Origin of the sequence: Enterococcus sp. VV15 (genome assembly GCF_005236045.1) — a bacterium.
GTDB lineage: Bacteria > Bacillota > Bacilli > Lactobacillales > Enterococcaceae > Enterococcus_B > Enterococcus_B durans.
In genome coordinates, this window is record NZ_QPTY01000020.1 from 23,032 (window position 1) to 38,833 (window position 15,802).

Sequence of the window (15,802 nt, forward strand, 5' to 3'; positions counted from 1 at the left end):
AGTTTTTTTGTACCTCTCGCCTTTTTGTATTGACCAAAAAAGAAATTTTAGGCAAAATGGATAAAAGGAGTGTTACATATGTCTAAAATGTTAGAAATCGAATATAAATCTATGTTAACTGAAAAAGAATACGAACAGTTGATCCAACACTATCAATTAGAACCAAAAGATTTTACCGTCCAAACAAATATTTATTTTGATACACCTGATTTTCAATTGGCGAAAAAAAATTGTGGGCTGCGTATCCGCCTTTTAGATACATATGCAGAATATACGTTAAAAACTCCTGAAGTAGCAGGTCGTCTTGAAACAACCGATACATTGACAATTGAAAAGGTCGATTCCTACTTGAATCAACATGTTCTACCTACATCAGGGGCTGTCTTTCAGAAACTTTCTGAATTAAACATCGATCCAGAACTATTGATCGAAACTGGAAAATTAACGACTAAACGTGCAGAATTCAAAGTAGCAGAAGGTCTTTTAGCGATTGACCAAAGCTTTGGAGAAAATCTACATGACTTTGAATTAGAACTAGAAGTGGGAGATGCTGCTATTGGAAAAATAGCTTTTGAACAGTTTTTAGAAGCCCATTTTTTACCTTACCGTCCAGCAAAAACTAAGATTCAACGCATGACTGAATCTAAAAATTAAAATTCTATCATTTTCACAAGACACTTGAGTTCATTTTTTATCCTTTTTCTGTTAAGTTATAGGTTGTGAATGAAAGAATTCACTAGTTGTATAGAATCTATTTTGGGGGAGATTCATATGATCGAAATTTATCTATTTGTTGATCCTTTGGGGAAACACTGCTTTAAATTAGAACAACAATTGTTACAATTTATTGGCGAAGAATACGGAAAAAAATCTAAAGACAAGTTACAGTTTCGCTTTCTTCCACTAGTTAATTTGCAGACAATTGGGGATGTCATGCAAAGTAACGGAATTTCTCAAAAAAATCTAACCGAACGGAACCAATTATTTTCAATGACTTACTCTGCTGCATTAGATTGTAAAGCTGCACAGTTCCAAGGAAAGAAAAAGGGACGGCAGTTCTTGATCAAATTACAAGAAGCAGTGGGTTGTAAAAAGTTACCATATTCTCCAGCGCTTGCTGAATCCCTCTTTGCCGAAATCGGGGGCGATCTAAAAATGTTCAAAGAAGATCGTCAATCAGAATTTGTCAAAGAAGCCTTTTTCTCCGATCAAAAGATCGCTCGTGAGATGGGAATCACTAAGCATCCTTCAGCTGTAGTATATAACTACTCCTGTGAACACGACTTTGGTGTATTAATCGAAGGTTCCAATACCGTTCGACGTATCAAAGAAATTTGTAAAACAAAAGATGACTCTTATCAAGTTTTCAATGGTGAACATTTACATACAAATGCTTCTCGATTAAACTCAGGAAATAGCCATTTATATTTACTTTCTAATTAAAAGTTGTGTTGAATAGACTATTACGAAATTCTTTCGTGGTAGTCTATTTTTTGTCCAAAAATGGATTATTTTGTTTCCCAATCGCTTGTTTAGGTGATGACACGAAAAAAAGCAATGAACATCATCATGGAATTCCCACAAGTTGTCATCACTTGATTTCTAGCTACAAATACACTCTTTTAAACAAAAAAAAACGACCAAGTGTCTAATTCAAGATTCTTGGTCGACTATTTCTGTACTATTGTCATTATTGTAGATTTTGGTTCAGTTTGTTGAGAACTACCCTTTTACACTTACTTAGCTAATATTTCCACGATCGTACGATCAAATTCAGGTAGATCATCTGGATTACGGCTAGTCACTAGCTGTTTATCCACTACTACTGCTTCATCTTTCACTACGGCTCCAGCATAACCAATATCTGGTCGAACGGTGTCATAGGCGGTCATAGTACGCCCTTTTGTTAAACCCGTTTGGATGAATAATTGTGGTCCATGACAGATTGCAAATAATGGTTGGTCATTTTTTAAGAAATAAGAAACAAAATCAACGAAACGTTGATCTGCTCGTAGTTGATCCGGTGAAAATCCCCCAGGTATCAATAGCGCATCAAAGTCTTCAGGAGACACTTCATCGATGCTTTTTTCAATCGTAAATTCAGTTCCTTTTTTTCCTTTGACCGTTTGATTTGCTTCAAACCCGATCAAAGTAACCAAATGACCCGCTTTTTCCAAAGCTTCCTTTGGTGAAGATAATTCTACATCTTCCACCAAATCAGTAACGATTGCTGCAACTTTTTTTGTCATTTATCCTCTTCCTTTCTTATCGCTTAATTTAAGCCTAAAGGAATTGAAGAAAGTGTGCAACTAATCTGTTTATACTATATAGTAATAAGGTGTAATAAAGTATTCTGACCGAATCGTCCTTTGTTTATTGTGCTGGTTTCACTTGATTGATTTTATACACTGGGTATTGACCAATCAAATGTACTGGAAATTGTTGCTCTTGGAGTAAGCTTATCGCTTCTTGTAATTCTTTTGCTTGTGCTTTGACTGCTACGTCGACCACAAAGAAGTATTCCCCTAGCTGCGTTTTTTGCGGACGAGATTCGATTTTTGTCAAATTCAATTGTTTCTGGGCGAAAACAGCTAATACCTGATACAGTGCCCCCGGACGATTTTCTGGCAGATCAACAAATAACGTTGCTTTATAATCGACTGCCTCTAGATTTGAGGCGCTTGGTTTTGAACCAAGTAGCCAAAAACGAGTTTCATTATTCACGATCGTCTGGATATCTTTTTGAACGACAACGAGTCCAAACTCTTCTGCTGCAGATAACGGGCCAATTGCCGCTAATGCTTGCTCAGGATGGTTTGCTACTTGTTGCGCGCCTTGAGCGGTTGAACCAACTTGTTCGATCTCGACTTTTGGAAAATGAGTTCTTAGAAAAAGCTGTGACTGTGCCAACGCCTGGGGATGACTACAGATTTTTTTTGTCTGTCTCCACTCTTTTTGTCGCTCTTTGTGAGCCATCAATTGCTGACGAATCGGAAGAATGATTTCCCCTTGAATAGAAGGCAACGTTTCATAGATATGATCTAATGTCGGTAGGACAGAGCCTTCGATCGAATTTTCGATGGGCACCATCGCATAAGTTATTTCCTTATTCAGCTGTGCATCGATCAGATTAATCAACGAGTCATACGATATCCACTCACCACTTTTAAAATAGCTAGTTACTGCACTATAAGTAAATGATCCCTTCGGACCTAAATAACCGATTTTCATCATCATCCAACCTGCTTTATGATTTCTTTTACGATTTCTTCTGGCGTTTTTGCAGTTGTCTCAATCGTTAGTTTTGCTAATTTTTCATACATTTTTTCTCGTGTTGCCAATATCGTTTTTAGCTTCTGATCACTATTTTCTACAGCCAAAGGACGAATATTGTCTTTGTCTTGCCGTATACGATCGATCAGAATTTCTGCTTGTCCTTTTAAATAGATCACGAACTGATCTTGCAATACTTTTTGATTCTCTTTTTGTAAGATCACACCGCCGCCAGTTGCGATAATGGCATCATTACTTAATGCTTCTTTTAATAAAGCGGTCTCCTGCTCCCGAAAAGCTGCTTCACCAAACTCCGTGAAATAATGATTGATGGAACACCCCAAACGAGCCACCAGCACTTCATCCATGTCGATCACGGGTTGCTCCAAGCAAGCAGCTAATTTTTTACTGATTGTCGTTTTGCCAGCACCCATGAAGCCAATCAAAACAATGGCCGTCATGCTTGCTCCTCCTTGATCAGTTGTGCAAGATCCTGAAAGAATGCTGGATAAGAAATATTTACCGCTTCTGGATTTTGCAGCTCCACAGGTTCCTCTGTCAATAAAGCTGCAATCTGCAACATCATACCGATTCTGTGATCCCCATGACTGTCGACTTTTGCCCCATGCAAAGGCGTAGGACCATGGATAATCAATCCGTCATCTGTCGCCTCGATCGAAGCACCCATCTTCGTTAGTTCAGTGGCAGTGGCATCGATCCGATTCGTTTCTTTGACTTTAAGTTCCTGCGCATCTTTGATAATTGTGGTGCCATTTGCCTGAGTTGCTGCTAAAGCGATGATTGGTAATTCATCGATCAGTCTTGGAATGATTTCTCCTTTAATCTCACAGGCATTCAATGTAGCCGAACGAACAATCAGATCAGCAGCTTGATTTTTTTCATCTTCATGAATTTGTTCGATTGTTGCCCCCATTTGTTTCAACACATCAATGATTCCTGTACGTGTCGGGTTGATACCGACTTGTTTAAGGATAACTTCACTATTTGGCAGAATACTTGCAGCGACTAGATAAAATGCAGCAGAAGAAATATCTCCTGGAACTGTTACTTCTTGACCGCTAAGAGATTGTCCACCTTTCAAAGTGATTACTCGGTCCTCTATGTCGATTTGACCACCAAATTGTTTGATCATTTCTTCTGTATGATTCCTTGATTTTTCTTTCTCAATGATTTTAGTTGTCCCTTTTGCTTGTAACGCTGCAAAAAGAATGGCCGATTTTACTTGCGCACTCGCAATCGGCATCTGGTATTCAATCTCATGTAATGTATGACCAGATACTTTTAGTGGCGGAAACTCGGCATGTTCGATTCCCTGTAATTCCGCACCCATCTCTCGAAGTGGTTTCATCACACGTTCCATGGGACGGCGATTTAACGAAGCGTCTCCAGCGATTTCAGAAGTAAAGTCGCTTCCTGCCAAGATGCCTAAGACAAGACGCATCGTTGTCCCTGAATTTCCTGCATCTAATCGAGTAGCAGGGGCTGTCAATCCGCTAAATCCTTTGCCATCAATATAGATCTTTTCATTTTTTTCTGTGATGGTGACGCCCAATTGTCTGAATACAGCAATCGTGCTCAAGCAATCCTCTGCTTTTAAGAAATTGTTCACGATTGTTTGCCCCTGACTAATCGCACCAAACATGATACTGCGGTGAGAAATCGATTTGTCAGCAGGAATGGTTAATTCCCCATTGATGCCATGTTTTGTGGTCAATAACTTCATTCACTCAACTCCTTACCCGACAATGAAAATTTTCTGCTTCTATCAACGCTTTTCCTTTTAGCAAGTCGGCTTGATTTTTAAATGACAATTCTAATACGCCAAAAACATCTTCCCTTGTTTCCTGGATCTTTAAATTGATGATCGAAATGCTTGCATGACTCAAAGAAGTAGTGACTTTTGCGACTGCTCCAGCGATATCGGGGATATCGACGTACAGATCATAAAAGGCAGGGATTGCTCCTTGTTTTTTCTGTGGTAGATGATCCCTGGTCTGTTTTGCTTGTGTAAAAAAATCATAAACAGCTTGTTGATTATTAGCTGCTAATTCATTTTTCAGATTTCCCATAGATATTTGCCAATTTTCCAGCAATTTCAATAAAATATCTTGATTCGTGATCAAAATATCTGTCCACATCTTAGGATCAGAAGAGGCAATCCGAGTAATATCTTTAAAACCGCCAGCTGCAAGTTGCGAAGCACGTGGATATTTTTGACTTAGCGTTTCACATGCCTGCACTAAGCCAGCTGCAATGATATGTGGCAGATGACTCAATACGCCAACGATTTCATCATGGCTAGAAGCATCCAAGACGACAAACTTCGCTCTCGTTGGCTGCAGAAGCTCTTTTAATTCGTCAATACGATCACTCTCAAGGTCATTCGTAAAGATATAATATGCTTCTTCAAACAAATTAGGGTTGCCCGCTCGAACACCGGACTTATGCGACCCCGCCATTGGATGGCCACCAATAAATGTAAATGGTAAGTCTTTTGCTAATTCCATTACTTTTGCTTTCGTGCTTCCTGTATCACTCACTAACACCGAATTTTTAAGAGGAAGATTTGCCAATATTTTCAGATATTCCATACTGACTTGAACAGGTACAGCCAGCAAGATGATATCCATCTCACTTGCTACTTTAATCCCAGAAACGACCTGATCCACTAGGTGGACTTCTTTGGCTATTTCCCTTGTTTCCTCTGAATAATCCCAGCCGTAAAGAGTGACATTGGGTCCTTTGATCGCTCGACACAATGATGCACCGATTAATCCTAACCCTATTACCAATACTTTTTTCATGGTCGCCTCCATTAAAATTCTTGGATCATTTGTCGGTGGTCATTAACTGCCTTTTTCAGCTCAGTTAGATTATCTGCCGGAAAATGGTCGAGAATTTCCATAGCTAAAGTTGTAGCAATCACGTGTTCTGCAACCACGGATGCTGCTGGGACAGCTGTGCTATCCGAACGTTCAACGCTTGCTTTATAAGGTTCTTTTGTATCAATATCCACACTCATCAATGGTTTGTACAAAGTTGGGATAGGCTTCATGACTCCTCGAACAATGATCTGCTCTCCGTTGGTCATCCCACCTTCAAAGCCACCTAAGTGATTGCTTGCTCTTTGATAGCCGTTTGTTTGATTCCACGTGATTTCATCCATCACTTTTGATCCTGGACGAAAAGCCGACTCGAAACCGATCCCAAACTCTACCCCTTTAAATGCATTGATACTTAACATCGCTTGTGCTAATTTCCCATCTAGTTTTTTATCCCATTGGACATAGCTGCCTAACCCAGCTGGTACGTTCTCCACTCGAACTTCTACAATACCACCTAAAGTGTCTCCAGCTTTCTTGGTTTCATCAATCAGTGTTTTGACTTGGTCTTCAATGGTCAAATCAACCATGTTGACTTCTGATATTGCTATTTTCTCTTTGATTTCAGCAACCGAAAGTGTCATCGGTACTTCTGCCTTGATTCCGCCCAAAACAGCAACATGGCTCGCAATCTCGATGTCCAGTGCGGCTAAAAGCTGCTTCGACAAAGCCCCAATAGCGACGCGCATCGTTGTCTCTCTGGCAGAAGAACGTTCCAATACATTTCTAAGATCACGATGTTGGTATTTCATGCCACCAACTAGATCTGCATGTCCTGGACGTGGTTTTGCCACACGGCGTAATTGTTCATCTTTTTCAGAAACCGGTTCTACAGACATCACCGTTTGCCAATTTTTCCAATCACGATTCTCAACGATCATCGTGATTGGAGAACCCAATGTTTTGCCATGACGGATACCTGACGTAAGTTGTACTTGATCTTTCTCGATCTTCATTCGCCCGCCTCGGCCGTATCCTCCTTGACGTCTTGCAAGTTCCTGATTGATTTGATCGACTGATATCGCCAGACCAGCTGGCACACCTTCGATAATCGCAGTTAGTTGTGATCCATGAGATTCTCCTGCAGTTAAGTAACGCATCTAATCACCTTCTTTTAAATAGTCGTTCATCTCTTTGATTGGTATCGTCTGCACCTTCGCTTGACCGATCTTCTCTAATAAAATGATTTTCAAATTTTGTCCACGTGCTTTTTTATCATGTGTGATTGCTTGGAACAATTCTTTTTCTTGCCAAGGTGTATAAGCAGTCGGTAAATGATATTTTTGATTCATTGCAATGATTTGTGCGGTGATTCCTTCTGGCATTTCTCGTCTTGCTTCTGCTTTCCGACTGATTTGGACCATCCCGATTGCTACCGCTTCTCCATGGCTGATTTTCCCATATCCCGCGATATTCTCGATGGCATGACCAATCGTATGTCCAAAGTTTAGTAGCAAACGACTGCCATTATCATATTGATCTTCTTCAACTACTTTTTTCTTTACACGTAAAGCTTTTTCAATGACCGCTTCACTATGTGCCACTAGATCAGCGATACCTGTATAAGCAGCTAAATCATCCCATAAACTTTTATCACTGATTGCTCCGCACTTGATAATTTCTGCAATGCCTTCTTGGATTCGTTTTTCAGGAAGTGTCTGCAATGTTTCTGGATCAATCAGCACCCCATCTGGCTGCGCAAATGTCCCGATCATATTCTTCGCTTTTGGTCCGTTCACCGCTGTTTTTCCACCGATACTGGAGTCAACTTGTGCCAACAAAGAAGTCGGTATTTGGACAAAGGCGATCCCCCGCATATAAGTAGATGCGACGAAGCCAGCTAGATCGCCGACTACGCCTCCCCCTAATGCAATGATCCCATCACTTCTAGTGAATTGTTCTTCCGCTAGAAAATCATAAAGCACAGCTGCTATTTCAAGGGATTTACTTTTTTCACCAGCTGGTACCACATAGTGGACTACTTCATAGGTTGCTTCCAATTGTTTTTGAATCTGTTCTCCATAAATCGGAAATACATTTGTATCGCTGATGATAGCAATTTTTTTATTTCCCCATAAACCACCGATCCATTCGGAGATTTGTTCTAGAGAATTTCGCTTAATGACAATCTCATAGTTTTTTTCTGGTAAGACAACTTCTAACATTTTCCGCTCCTCTTTTCTATAAAGCGTTGATCTCTTTCATTGCTTCCACTAAAATATCTACTTCCTTCATCATCTTCAAGTAGTTCTTTTCATTCAATGATTGTTGTCCATCTGACCAAGCATGAAGAGGATCTGGATGGATCTCTACGATCATTCCATCAGCACCACTTGCTACACCAGCTCTAGCCATTGGAGAAACAAGATCCCAAACCCCTGTACCGTGACTTGGATCAACAATGATCGGGAAGTGGCTTAATTTTTTGATGATTGGGACAGCACTCAAGTCAAAGGTATTTCGCGTCGCACGCTCGTAAGTACGGATACCACGTTCAATGAAGATGACGTTGAAATTATTTTGGACAGCAATGTATTCTGCCGCATTTAACCACTCTTCAATTGTACCTGAAATTCCTCGTTTCAAGCCAATTGGTTTACCTGTTTTACCAACAGACTCTAACAAACGGAAGTTTTGCATATTGCGGGCACCAATCTGAATGATGTCTGCGTATTCGCAAACAACGTCGATATGTGCTTCATCCATTACTTCGGTGATGACTTTCATACCGTAATGATCCGCTGCTTTACGCATCATCTTCAATCCTTCTACACCCAATCCTTGGAAAGCGTAAGGTGAAGTTCTTGGTTTGTATGCACCACCACGTAAAATTTTTGCACCACCAGCTTTTGCCATACGTGCCGTTTCCATGATTTGTTCTTCTCCTTCAACGGAACAAGGTCCAGCCATTGTCACAAAACTACCGTCACCGATTTTGACCCCGTCTACATCAACGATCGTATCTTGTGGATGAAATTCACGTGAAGTTAATTTATACGTGTTTGAGATAGGTACTGCTCGTTCCACGATGTCGTATCTTTCAAAAGGAACATCATGGATAACTTTGGGATCGCCTAAAAGTCCTAGAACAAAGCGATCTTTTCCATGATTGATTTGGACATCTAGCCCCTCTTCTTTAATACGTGAAATAACGGGTAGTAACTCATTTTCTTTGATACCTGGTTTAATAATCAAAATCATAAAATAACATCCTCTGCTCTTTATTTTTTAGTTTACAATTGCTTCATGGCTTTTTTATTCAATAGAATCGATAGATATTCAGTTTGATTTCTAACGACCTACGTGTTTGCTTCTCTTTGCTCCTCCTTTATGTATTAAAAAAGCCCACCGTAGAAAATCTACAGTGGGCCATGAATAAATCAAAGAAAAAAGCCACTATAGATTTTTCATCTATGCGGCGAGCAAGTCATCTCAAACATCCTTAGCCATCATAGATACAAACAAGCGCTGCTGTTTGTACCCATAACCTCATGAATACAAACCTATCTAAAATAGCTAAAGTAATAATTATTCAGTTGTGTACATAGGGTCATTTTCATAAAAAACCGCTCCAAACTGATTTAAGATTGAACCTAGTATAGATTTGTTTCTGAAAGATGTCAACATCTTTTTCATAATTTTCTTTTTTATTTTTCAATCTAGAGAATATACGAACAAATCCAGCTGCAAACCTTCGTATATTTTGATTCTTTTCATTATTTGTTTATAGTTACTTTTCTAACCTTTTATCTTGTTTTCTACTTCCCGCCCAAAAAGCAAAACATACAGTACATTCGGTAATAATAAATGCCACTACCGACCAATGATAAAAAATCGTCAATCCGAGAATAATAATAATAGCAACAGCTAACATCGCATCTTTCGTTCCAATATTCAGCATATACATTTGTTTTCCCCCATTTCTTTAGTAACCAACTCTATTCTCAATAACTTTTCTGTAAAACAAGTCGAAAAATGAAAATTAAATCTCTTTATCCTGTTCAATGTATTCTTTTACAAATCATTCACATTTGAGGCACTCAGCATCCTATCGAATCAATTTCGTGCTCATTGGCAATATCTAAGGCAAAAGTAAAAATAACTTTTCATTTAACACTTTTCCATGAAATGATCATTTTTATTCTATTTATTACCGCTAGTATATCGCTTTTCATTTCTATCAGCAATCATAAACAAAACATTTCTTCAAAAGAATGACTGTTTTTAGAACTAAGTTATGTGATTTTTCCATTGACATAAAATACGAACATGTGTTCCAATTACTGATAAGAGGTGACTGTTATGTTTAAAAATCAAAACCCTAAATTTGATTATACAAAAGAACCTTCTAGGGATATCCTTTGCATTGATTGCAAATCTTTCTACGCTTCTGTTGAATGTGTAGAGCGTAACTTAGATCCTTTAACGGCCAAACTTGTTGTTATGTCTTATCCGTCTGATTGCTTAGAAGAGCGAGGAAGCGGATTGATTTTAGCCTCTAGTCCGGCTGCAAAAAAAGCCTATGGTATCACAAATATCAGCAGAGCAAGAGATCTCCCTTTCCCCTATCCGCGTGATTTATATATTGCACCACCGAGAATGGCCTATTACATGAAAAAAAATCAACAAATCAATGCCATCTACAAAACTTATGCAGATGAATCGAACCATCACGTCTACTCCGTTGATGAAAGTTTTCTTGATGTCACTAATAGTCTGAAACTTTTTAAAGTAAAAAACGCTTGGGATCTAGCAAAAATCATCTGTAAGGATGTTTATCAGCAAACTGGTATATACACGACTGTCGGTATCGGTGATAATCCATTGCTCGCAAAGTTAGCTCTAGATAACGGAGCCAAAGATAATCCAGAGCGAATCGCTGAATGGCGCTACGAAGATGTGGCAATAAGGTTTGGCACATCCCATCACTGGCTGATTTTTGGGGGATCGGTCACCGAACAGCTAAACGCCTCAACCGTATGGGAATCACTTCGATCTACGACTTGGCACATACCGACTATTATCGGCTAAAAGAAAATATGGGAGTCATCGGTACGCAACTGTTTGCACATGCTTGGGGAATCGATCGAAGCTTTTTAGGAGAAAAATATGTGCCTAAATCGAAAAGTATCGGCAACAGTCAAATTTTAAATCGTGACTACACGCGTCAAGAAGAAATCGAAATCGTCATCAAAGAAATGGCGGATCAAGTAGGTACCCGATTGCGTCGCGAACATGTAAAAGCGCAAGTCGTCAGTCTCTGGGTAGGATTTTCTTTGGGGTATAAGGATAGCCAAGGCAAGACAGGATTTCATCAACAAACCACCGTCGAAGCGACAAATTCAAGTCAACGATTAGCGGCTGTCTTGTTGGACCTCTTTCACAAACATTATCGCCGGCAAGACATTCGAAGTATTTGCGTGAATTGCTCCCATTTGTTCCACACAGATAGCTTACAATTAAATTTATTTGATGAGCCTGAAGTGCAAGTCGCAAATGCAAAAATCGATTTTGTTGTAGATAAGATCCGGCAGAAATATGGATTCAGATCGATTGTCCATGCCCATAGCTTGTTAGAAGGTGGTCGAGCAATTGCACGAAGCTCTCTTGTAGGTGGGCATGCGGGTGGATTAGCCGGTATAGAAGGTGAAGGTCATGCGTCGAACGAAAAAGGAATTTCTCGATTACAATGAATACCGCGATCGCCCTTTTGGATTGAAATGGGGCACAGCATTTGCAATAGATGAACTGATGAGTGGGATCAAAAAAAAACGAAGCATGGGCTATCAAAGAAATCCAGCCACTAACTCCGATGTCTCGTGAGGAAATCGATGCCGTACTATTAGAACCTTTTCTTTACCATAAAAAAAATCACCCTTCAACGAAACACAAAAGACGAATTTGACAGATACCTAGAAAATATTGAAGGAACATTTACTGGTGAAGCTTACGATGATTACTTGGTTCTTGAAGATACGAAGATCTACTGGTCAGATATTCGTCATATTGAGAAAAAAGAGGAGGAAAAATGGTTCACAGGCGCTTTTTCTGACGATGTATCTACCAGGCAACCATCCTTACACTCAAAACAGAACATCCAAGAATTGGAACAGATCAAAGATGAATTTTATCAACAATTTCCTGAAGAGGAGTGAATTTTTTATTTCTCTCTTCATTGCTTATCATTATTCGTTTTCTCCCATTTTTTAGAAAGAAGTGATTCTATTGAAAACTGCTGATAAACATTTTGAAACTATTGTCATTACTACTTTTATAGCCAAGCAACTCATCTTTGTCCACTGCAAAAATGGACAAACATATCATGGGTTTGTCCAGCCTACTCTCACAGAAAAAGGCTTCATGTTAGAGGAACAGTTTATTTCTTGGACAGATGTCCTAGAGATCCAGTTGACGGATCAATATTTTCAATTTTGGGAAGATATTTTACATTTGAAAAACGAGCACAGCTGAATCGAGTATTGGATAGAAGCTACCACACATTTCAATAACATCTAGCTTTATAAGGAAATTTGACTTAATCGGGTCTTTTTTAGTCAAAGAGGATGAAACAAAAGTAATCTCACTCTTGTCTCACCCTCTTCCTTCAATTAAAAATCTCTTCGTAGTTTTTGAAGTCTAGCAACTTCTGTACTTTTGTGTTAAATGCGCTTCTTTGAAAAAATTCTAACTTTTTAAGCTACTCAACAAATGGTTCTTCTCCTAAAGCTTGTTGGGCTGCTAAATTAAGCATGCTCCATTGACGATCAAAACCTGGTTGGAAGAAGAAATCTGCTTCTGCTAGATCCTCGATCGTTAGTTTTTGTTGGATGGCTAAAGCTAAAACGTTTCCTTGTGCTGTGATATCGTAAGTTGATAAGACAGCACCACCAAGGATTTGATGTGTAACAGGATCAAAGAACAATTGGATAGATACTTTTGTATTGCCAAATTTTTCAGGAACATATTTTGGCCGTAAGGTGTCTTCATAATAAGAAGAACGGATAGCGATCCCTGCTTTTGATGCTGTGAAACTATTCAATCCGCTAGCAGCAAAATGATAATCAAATACACTTAACGCAGAGGAGCCAACAACACCACCAAATGGTTTATTTGGTACTTTTTCAAACAAATGCTGAACGACATAACGTGCTTCTCTTCTTGCTACTGTTGCTAAAGCAATTGGCATTTTTGTACGCGCTGGAACGGAGTAAGCTAATGTTGCATCGCCAACTGCATAGACATCTGGCACATTTGTTTGAAGATACTCATCCGTAATGATCCAACCACGCTCGTCTAGATCGACTACTCCTTTTAACCACTCCGTATTGGCTTTGACACCAGCTGCTTGAATGACAAGATCTGTGGCGATCTCTGTTTTTTCTGTCTGGATAGTTGCTACTTGCCCTTCACCAGTAAACGCATTGATTTTTGCTCCCGTTACCACGTTGATTCCTTTTTCTTTTAGATGCGCTTCTAAAATATCTGTCATTTCTTTATCTAAATAAGTGCCTAATGGGCGATCAATCACATCTAATAAAGTCACTTCTTTTCCTGCCTTGCAAAAAGCTTCTGCTGCTTCGATCCCGATATAGCCAGCACCAATTACCGCGACTTTTTTCACATCTGGATCGGTTAATTTTGCTTTGATTTTCGTTGCCCAATTATAGCCACGCATTAAGTATACGTTGTCTAAATCAGTTCCTGGAACAGGCAATGAATTCGGTGTTACACCTGAGCTTAAGATCAATTTATCGTATGCATAGTCTTTTATTTGGTCATCTGAAGAACGAACAACCGACACAGTTTTTTTATCTGCATTGATCGCTGTCACTTGATGATTGTTTAAAATATGAACATTTGATTGTGGAAAGTTTTCTGGTCTGAAATTTCGTACGTCATTGACATCTGTTACGTGATCTTCTAAATATAATTCCATCCCACATGACATGAATGAAACGTAATCTCCTGCTTCAAATAAAGTAATATCGACATCTTCCCCATACCTAGATAACAATTCTAAGATTGATTGATGTCCTCCGTGTGATGCACCGACAATGATAACTTTAGTTTTTTCCATTTATGAAACCTCCTTGTTCAATTATTTAGAATTATTCTAAACAATTTAAACATAACACTCCGTTTTTTATAAATCAAAAGAAATGCATTCCACATGAAACTCAATTAAAAAAACATTTAGTCCTTCGGTGTGCACGTCGGTACCGGTAAACGCAAATAACCCATTGATCCTGAAAGCAAGACGATTTCACGATCAACGGAGGTTGGGAAAGAAGTGTTTAACTCCGAGAAATAAGCCAAAATTAACGAAAATTGCTTTTCAAATTTTTGTGAATTTCGGCTTATTTAAGAAGGAGTTGCTTCTGCTCCCACCGTTTATTCATTTTTAAAGAATGAGACAGAAGTGTTTCTTACTTTTGGCCCACGCTCTTTACTTGGTAGATTATTTACCTAAAAAAGTACGGATACGTCGGCAAGCTTCTTCTAGTTGAGCCATACTGCTAGCGTAAGAAATCCGGATAAAGCCTTCTCCTTCTGGACCAAATGCAGAACCTGGAATACAAGCCACTTTCCCTTTTTCTGCCAATTGCAAACAAAAATCCCAAGAATTAAGCGTAATTGTTTCTGGCAACTTGCAAAACAAGTAAAATGCACCATCTGGTTGTGAAATATGAAACCCTAAAGGAGTTAGTTCTTTTAAAAGATAATCTCTTCTCTCCACGTAGCGTTCTTTCATTTTTGCCCCGTCATTCATTCCTGCTGTTAAGGCTTCAACCGCTGCTTTTTGCGAATTTGTTGTAGCAGAAGTAACAAGGTATTGATGGACTTTGATGATTTCATCGATCAAATATTTTTGGGCGAAGATGAAGCCAATCCGCCAACCAGTCATCGCATGAGATTTAGATAACCCATTGATGACGATAGTCTGTTCTGGTAGATATGTCGCCATAGAAACATGGTCACTCACATAATTCAATTCTGAATACACTTCATCACTAATGACGAATACGGGATGTTGTTTGATTACTTCAGCTAGTTTTATCATTTGTTCCGCAGATAATAATGTTCCTGTTGGATTACTAGGGTAATTCAAAATGATTGCTTTGATCGACTCACCATAAGTTTCAAATGCTGCCTCTAACTGTTCTGGTTGGCAGATAAAACCTGTTTCTGACGTATCTAAGGTGATCAATTCCGCTCCTGCTAGATCGACCATTGGTTTATATCCTGGATAAGCCGGTGCTGGTATCAACACCTTATCGCCTTCTTCTAAGACGGCTAACAAGGAAGCTGCGATCGCTTCAGTAGCTCCCACAGTCGTCAATACTTCTGTTTGGGGATCATAGTCCAAACCGTAACGTTTTTTCTGAAATGCACAAGCTGCTTCACAAAGTTCTGGCAGTCCTCTCATTCCAGTATAGTGTGAATAATTTTCTTCAATTGCAGTTATACCGGCTTGTTTCACATGTTCGGGTGTAGAAAAATCCGGTTCACCTAAAGTTAGTTTGATGATACCAGGGATCGAAGAAATTTGTTGATCGAAATTTCTGATTTTTGAAATTTCCACGGTCTTAAGTCGCGGATTAAAGCGGTTGGTCATATTCATTTGG

Annotated in this window: 14 protein-coding genes and 2 pseudogenes; 5 read left to right on the top strand and 11 right to left on the bottom strand. The window is 39.1% G+C overall.

The window, feature by feature from the left end; translation table 11 throughout:
* Positions 1 to 78 precede the first annotated feature (78 nt).
* Both DVW83_RS08485 and DVW83_RS08490 read left to right on the top strand, forming a co-directional pair.
* Positions 79 to 654: a CYTH domain-containing protein gene (locus DVW83_RS08485; RefSeq protein WP_104660420.1), complete on the top strand. Its 576-nt coding sequence runs from the start codon at positions 79 to 81 to the stop codon at positions 652 to 654.
* Positions 655 to 771: 117 nt separating this feature from the next.
* The gene (locus DVW83_RS08490; protein ID WP_104660419.1) at positions 772 to 1,443 is read left to right on the top strand and encodes a ClpXP adapter SpxH family protein; all 672 of its coding nucleotides are present in this window, start codon (positions 772 to 774) and stop codon (positions 1,441 to 1,443) included.
* Between the two features lie 293 nt (positions 1,444 to 1,736).
* On the opposite strand, the gene DVW83_RS08495 is transcribed toward DVW83_RS08490, so the two are convergent.
* The 9 genes from DVW83_RS08495 to DVW83_RS15235 all read right to left on the bottom strand — a co-directional run bounded on the left by DVW83_RS08495 (position 1,737) and on the right by DVW83_RS15235 (position 10,083).
* Positions 1,737 to 2,249 carry a type 1 glutamine amidotransferase domain-containing protein gene (locus DVW83_RS08495; RefSeq protein ID WP_104660418.1) on the bottom strand — a complete coding sequence of 171 codons (513 nt, stop codon included), beginning with the start codon at positions 2,247 to 2,249 and terminating at the stop codon, positions 1,737 to 1,739.
* Between the two features lie 124 nt (positions 2,250 to 2,373).
* Positions 2,374 to 3,231, bottom strand: a complete 858-nt coding sequence (pheA, locus tag DVW83_RS08500) for a prephenate dehydratase (protein WP_174784272.1) — start codon at positions 3,229 to 3,231, stop codon at positions 2,374 to 2,376.
* A gap of 2 nt (positions 3,232 to 3,233) precedes the next feature.
* A complete protein-coding gene (locus DVW83_RS08505; protein WP_104660416.1) occupies positions 3,234 to 3,734 on the bottom strand; it encodes a shikimate kinase in 501 nt (166 codons plus the stop codon).
* Positions 3,731 to 5,017 (bottom strand): 3-phosphoshikimate 1-carboxyvinyltransferase, encoded by a 1,287-nt coding sequence (gene aroA / locus DVW83_RS08510; protein WP_104660415.1) that lies wholly within the window; start codon positions 5,015 to 5,017, stop codon positions 3,731 to 3,733. The genes DVW83_RS08505 and aroA overlap by 4 nt, the downstream gene beginning before the upstream one ends.
* 4 nt (positions 5,018 to 5,021) lie before the next feature.
* Positions 5,022 to 6,098 carry a prephenate dehydrogenase gene (locus tag DVW83_RS08515; protein ID WP_104660414.1) on the bottom strand — a complete coding sequence of 359 codons (1,077 nt, stop codon included), beginning with the start codon at positions 6,096 to 6,098 and terminating at the stop codon, positions 5,022 to 5,024.
* Between the two features lie 11 nt (positions 6,099 to 6,109).
* Positions 6,110 to 7,276, bottom strand: a complete 1,167-nt coding sequence (aroC, locus tag DVW83_RS08520) for a chorismate synthase (RefSeq protein ID WP_104660413.1) — start codon at positions 7,274 to 7,276, stop codon at positions 6,110 to 6,112.
* Positions 7,277 to 8,341: a 3-dehydroquinate synthase gene (gene aroB / locus DVW83_RS08525; RefSeq protein ID WP_104660412.1), complete on the bottom strand. Its 1,065-nt coding sequence runs from the start codon at positions 8,339 to 8,341 to the stop codon at positions 7,277 to 7,279.
* A 16-nt stretch (positions 8,342 to 8,357) separates the two neighbouring features.
* Entirely contained in the window at positions 8,358 to 9,377 is a 1,020-nt protein-coding gene (aroF, locus tag DVW83_RS08530) for a 3-deoxy-7-phosphoheptulonate synthase (RefSeq protein WP_104660411.1), read from the bottom strand.
* 529 nt (positions 9,378 to 9,906) lie between these two features.
* Complete coding sequence (locus DVW83_RS15235) at positions 9,907 to 10,083, bottom strand: hypothetical protein (protein ID WP_167592163.1); 177 nt, start codon at positions 10,081 to 10,083, stop codon at positions 9,907 to 9,909.
* 395 nt (positions 10,084 to 10,478) lie between these two features.
* Between DVW83_RS15235 and DVW83_RS08535 the strand changes: the two are divergent.
* The 3 genes and pseudogenes from DVW83_RS08535 to DVW83_RS08545 all read left to right on the top strand — a co-directional run bounded on the left by DVW83_RS08535 (position 10,479) and on the right by DVW83_RS08545 (position 12,647).
* Positions 10,479 to 11,869: pseudogene (locus DVW83_RS08535) on the top strand (Y-family DNA polymerase).
* Positions 11,832 to 12,331, top strand: a pseudogene (locus DVW83_RS08540) (hypothetical protein). Before DVW83_RS08535 ends, DVW83_RS08540 begins: the two co-directional pseudogenes overlap by 38 nt.
* A gap of 61 nt (positions 12,332 to 12,392) precedes the next feature.
* On the top strand, positions 12,393 to 12,647 hold the full coding sequence (locus DVW83_RS08545) for a hypothetical protein (protein ID WP_224785126.1): 255 nt from the start codon (positions 12,393 to 12,395) through the stop codon (positions 12,645 to 12,647).
* Positions 12,648 to 12,873: 226 nt separating this feature from the next.
* Here DVW83_RS08545 and DVW83_RS08550 read toward each other — a convergent pair whose 3' ends face one another.
* Positions 12,874 to 14,253: an FAD-dependent oxidoreductase gene (locus DVW83_RS08550; protein WP_104660409.1), complete on the bottom strand. Its 1,380-nt coding sequence runs from the start codon at positions 14,251 to 14,253 to the stop codon at positions 12,874 to 12,876.
* A 381-nt stretch (positions 14,254 to 14,634) separates the two neighbouring features.
* Positions 14,635 to 15,798 carry a pyridoxal phosphate-dependent aminotransferase gene (locus DVW83_RS08555; RefSeq protein WP_005879035.1) on the bottom strand — a complete coding sequence of 388 codons (1,164 nt, stop codon included), beginning with the start codon at positions 15,796 to 15,798 and terminating at the stop codon, positions 14,635 to 14,637.
* Between the last annotated feature and the right edge of the window lie 4 nt (positions 15,799 to 15,802).

Coding starts and splice junctions, on each gene's coding strand:
- DVW83_RS08485 (WP_104660420.1), top strand. CDS start 79: ATGTCTAAAATGTTAGAAATCGAATATAAATCTATGTTAACTGAAAAA.
- DVW83_RS08490 (WP_104660419.1), top strand. CDS start 772: ATGATCGAAATTTATCTATTTGTTGATCCTTTGGGGAAACACTGCTTT.
- DVW83_RS08495 (WP_104660418.1), bottom strand. CDS start 2,249: ATGACAAAAAAAGTTGCAGCAATCGTTACTGATTTGGTGGAAGATGTA.
- pheA (WP_174784272.1), bottom strand. CDS start 3,231: ATGAAAATCGGTTATTTAGGTCCGAAGGGATCATTTACTTATAGTGCA.
- DVW83_RS08505 (WP_104660416.1), bottom strand. CDS start 3,734: ATGACGGCCATTGTTTTGATTGGCTTCATGGGTGCTGGCAAAACGACA.
- aroA (WP_104660415.1), bottom strand. CDS start 5,017: ATGAAGTTATTGACCACAAAACATGGCATCAATGGGGAATTAACCATT.
- DVW83_RS08515 (WP_104660414.1), bottom strand. CDS start 6,098: ATGAAAAAAGTATTGGTAATAGGGTTAGGATTAATCGGTGCATCATTG.
- aroC (WP_104660413.1), bottom strand. CDS start 7,276: ATGCGTTACTTAACTGCAGGAGAATCTCATGGATCACAACTAACTGCG.
- aroB (WP_104660412.1), bottom strand. CDS start 8,341: ATGTTAGAAGTTGTCTTACCAGAAAAAAACTATGAGATTGTCATTAAG.
- aroF (WP_104660411.1), bottom strand. CDS start 9,377: ATGATTTTGATTATTAAACCAGGTATCAAAGAAAATGAGTTACTACCC.
- DVW83_RS15235 (WP_167592163.1), bottom strand. CDS start 10,083: ATGTATATGCTGAATATTGGAACGAAAGATGCGATGTTAGCTGTTGCT.
- DVW83_RS08550 (WP_104660409.1), bottom strand. CDS start 14,253: ATGGAAAAAACTAAAGTTATCATTGTCGGTGCATCACACGGAGGACAT.
- DVW83_RS08555 (WP_005879035.1), bottom strand. CDS start 15,798: ATGAATATGACCAACCGCTTTAATCCGCGACTTAAGACCGTGGAAATT.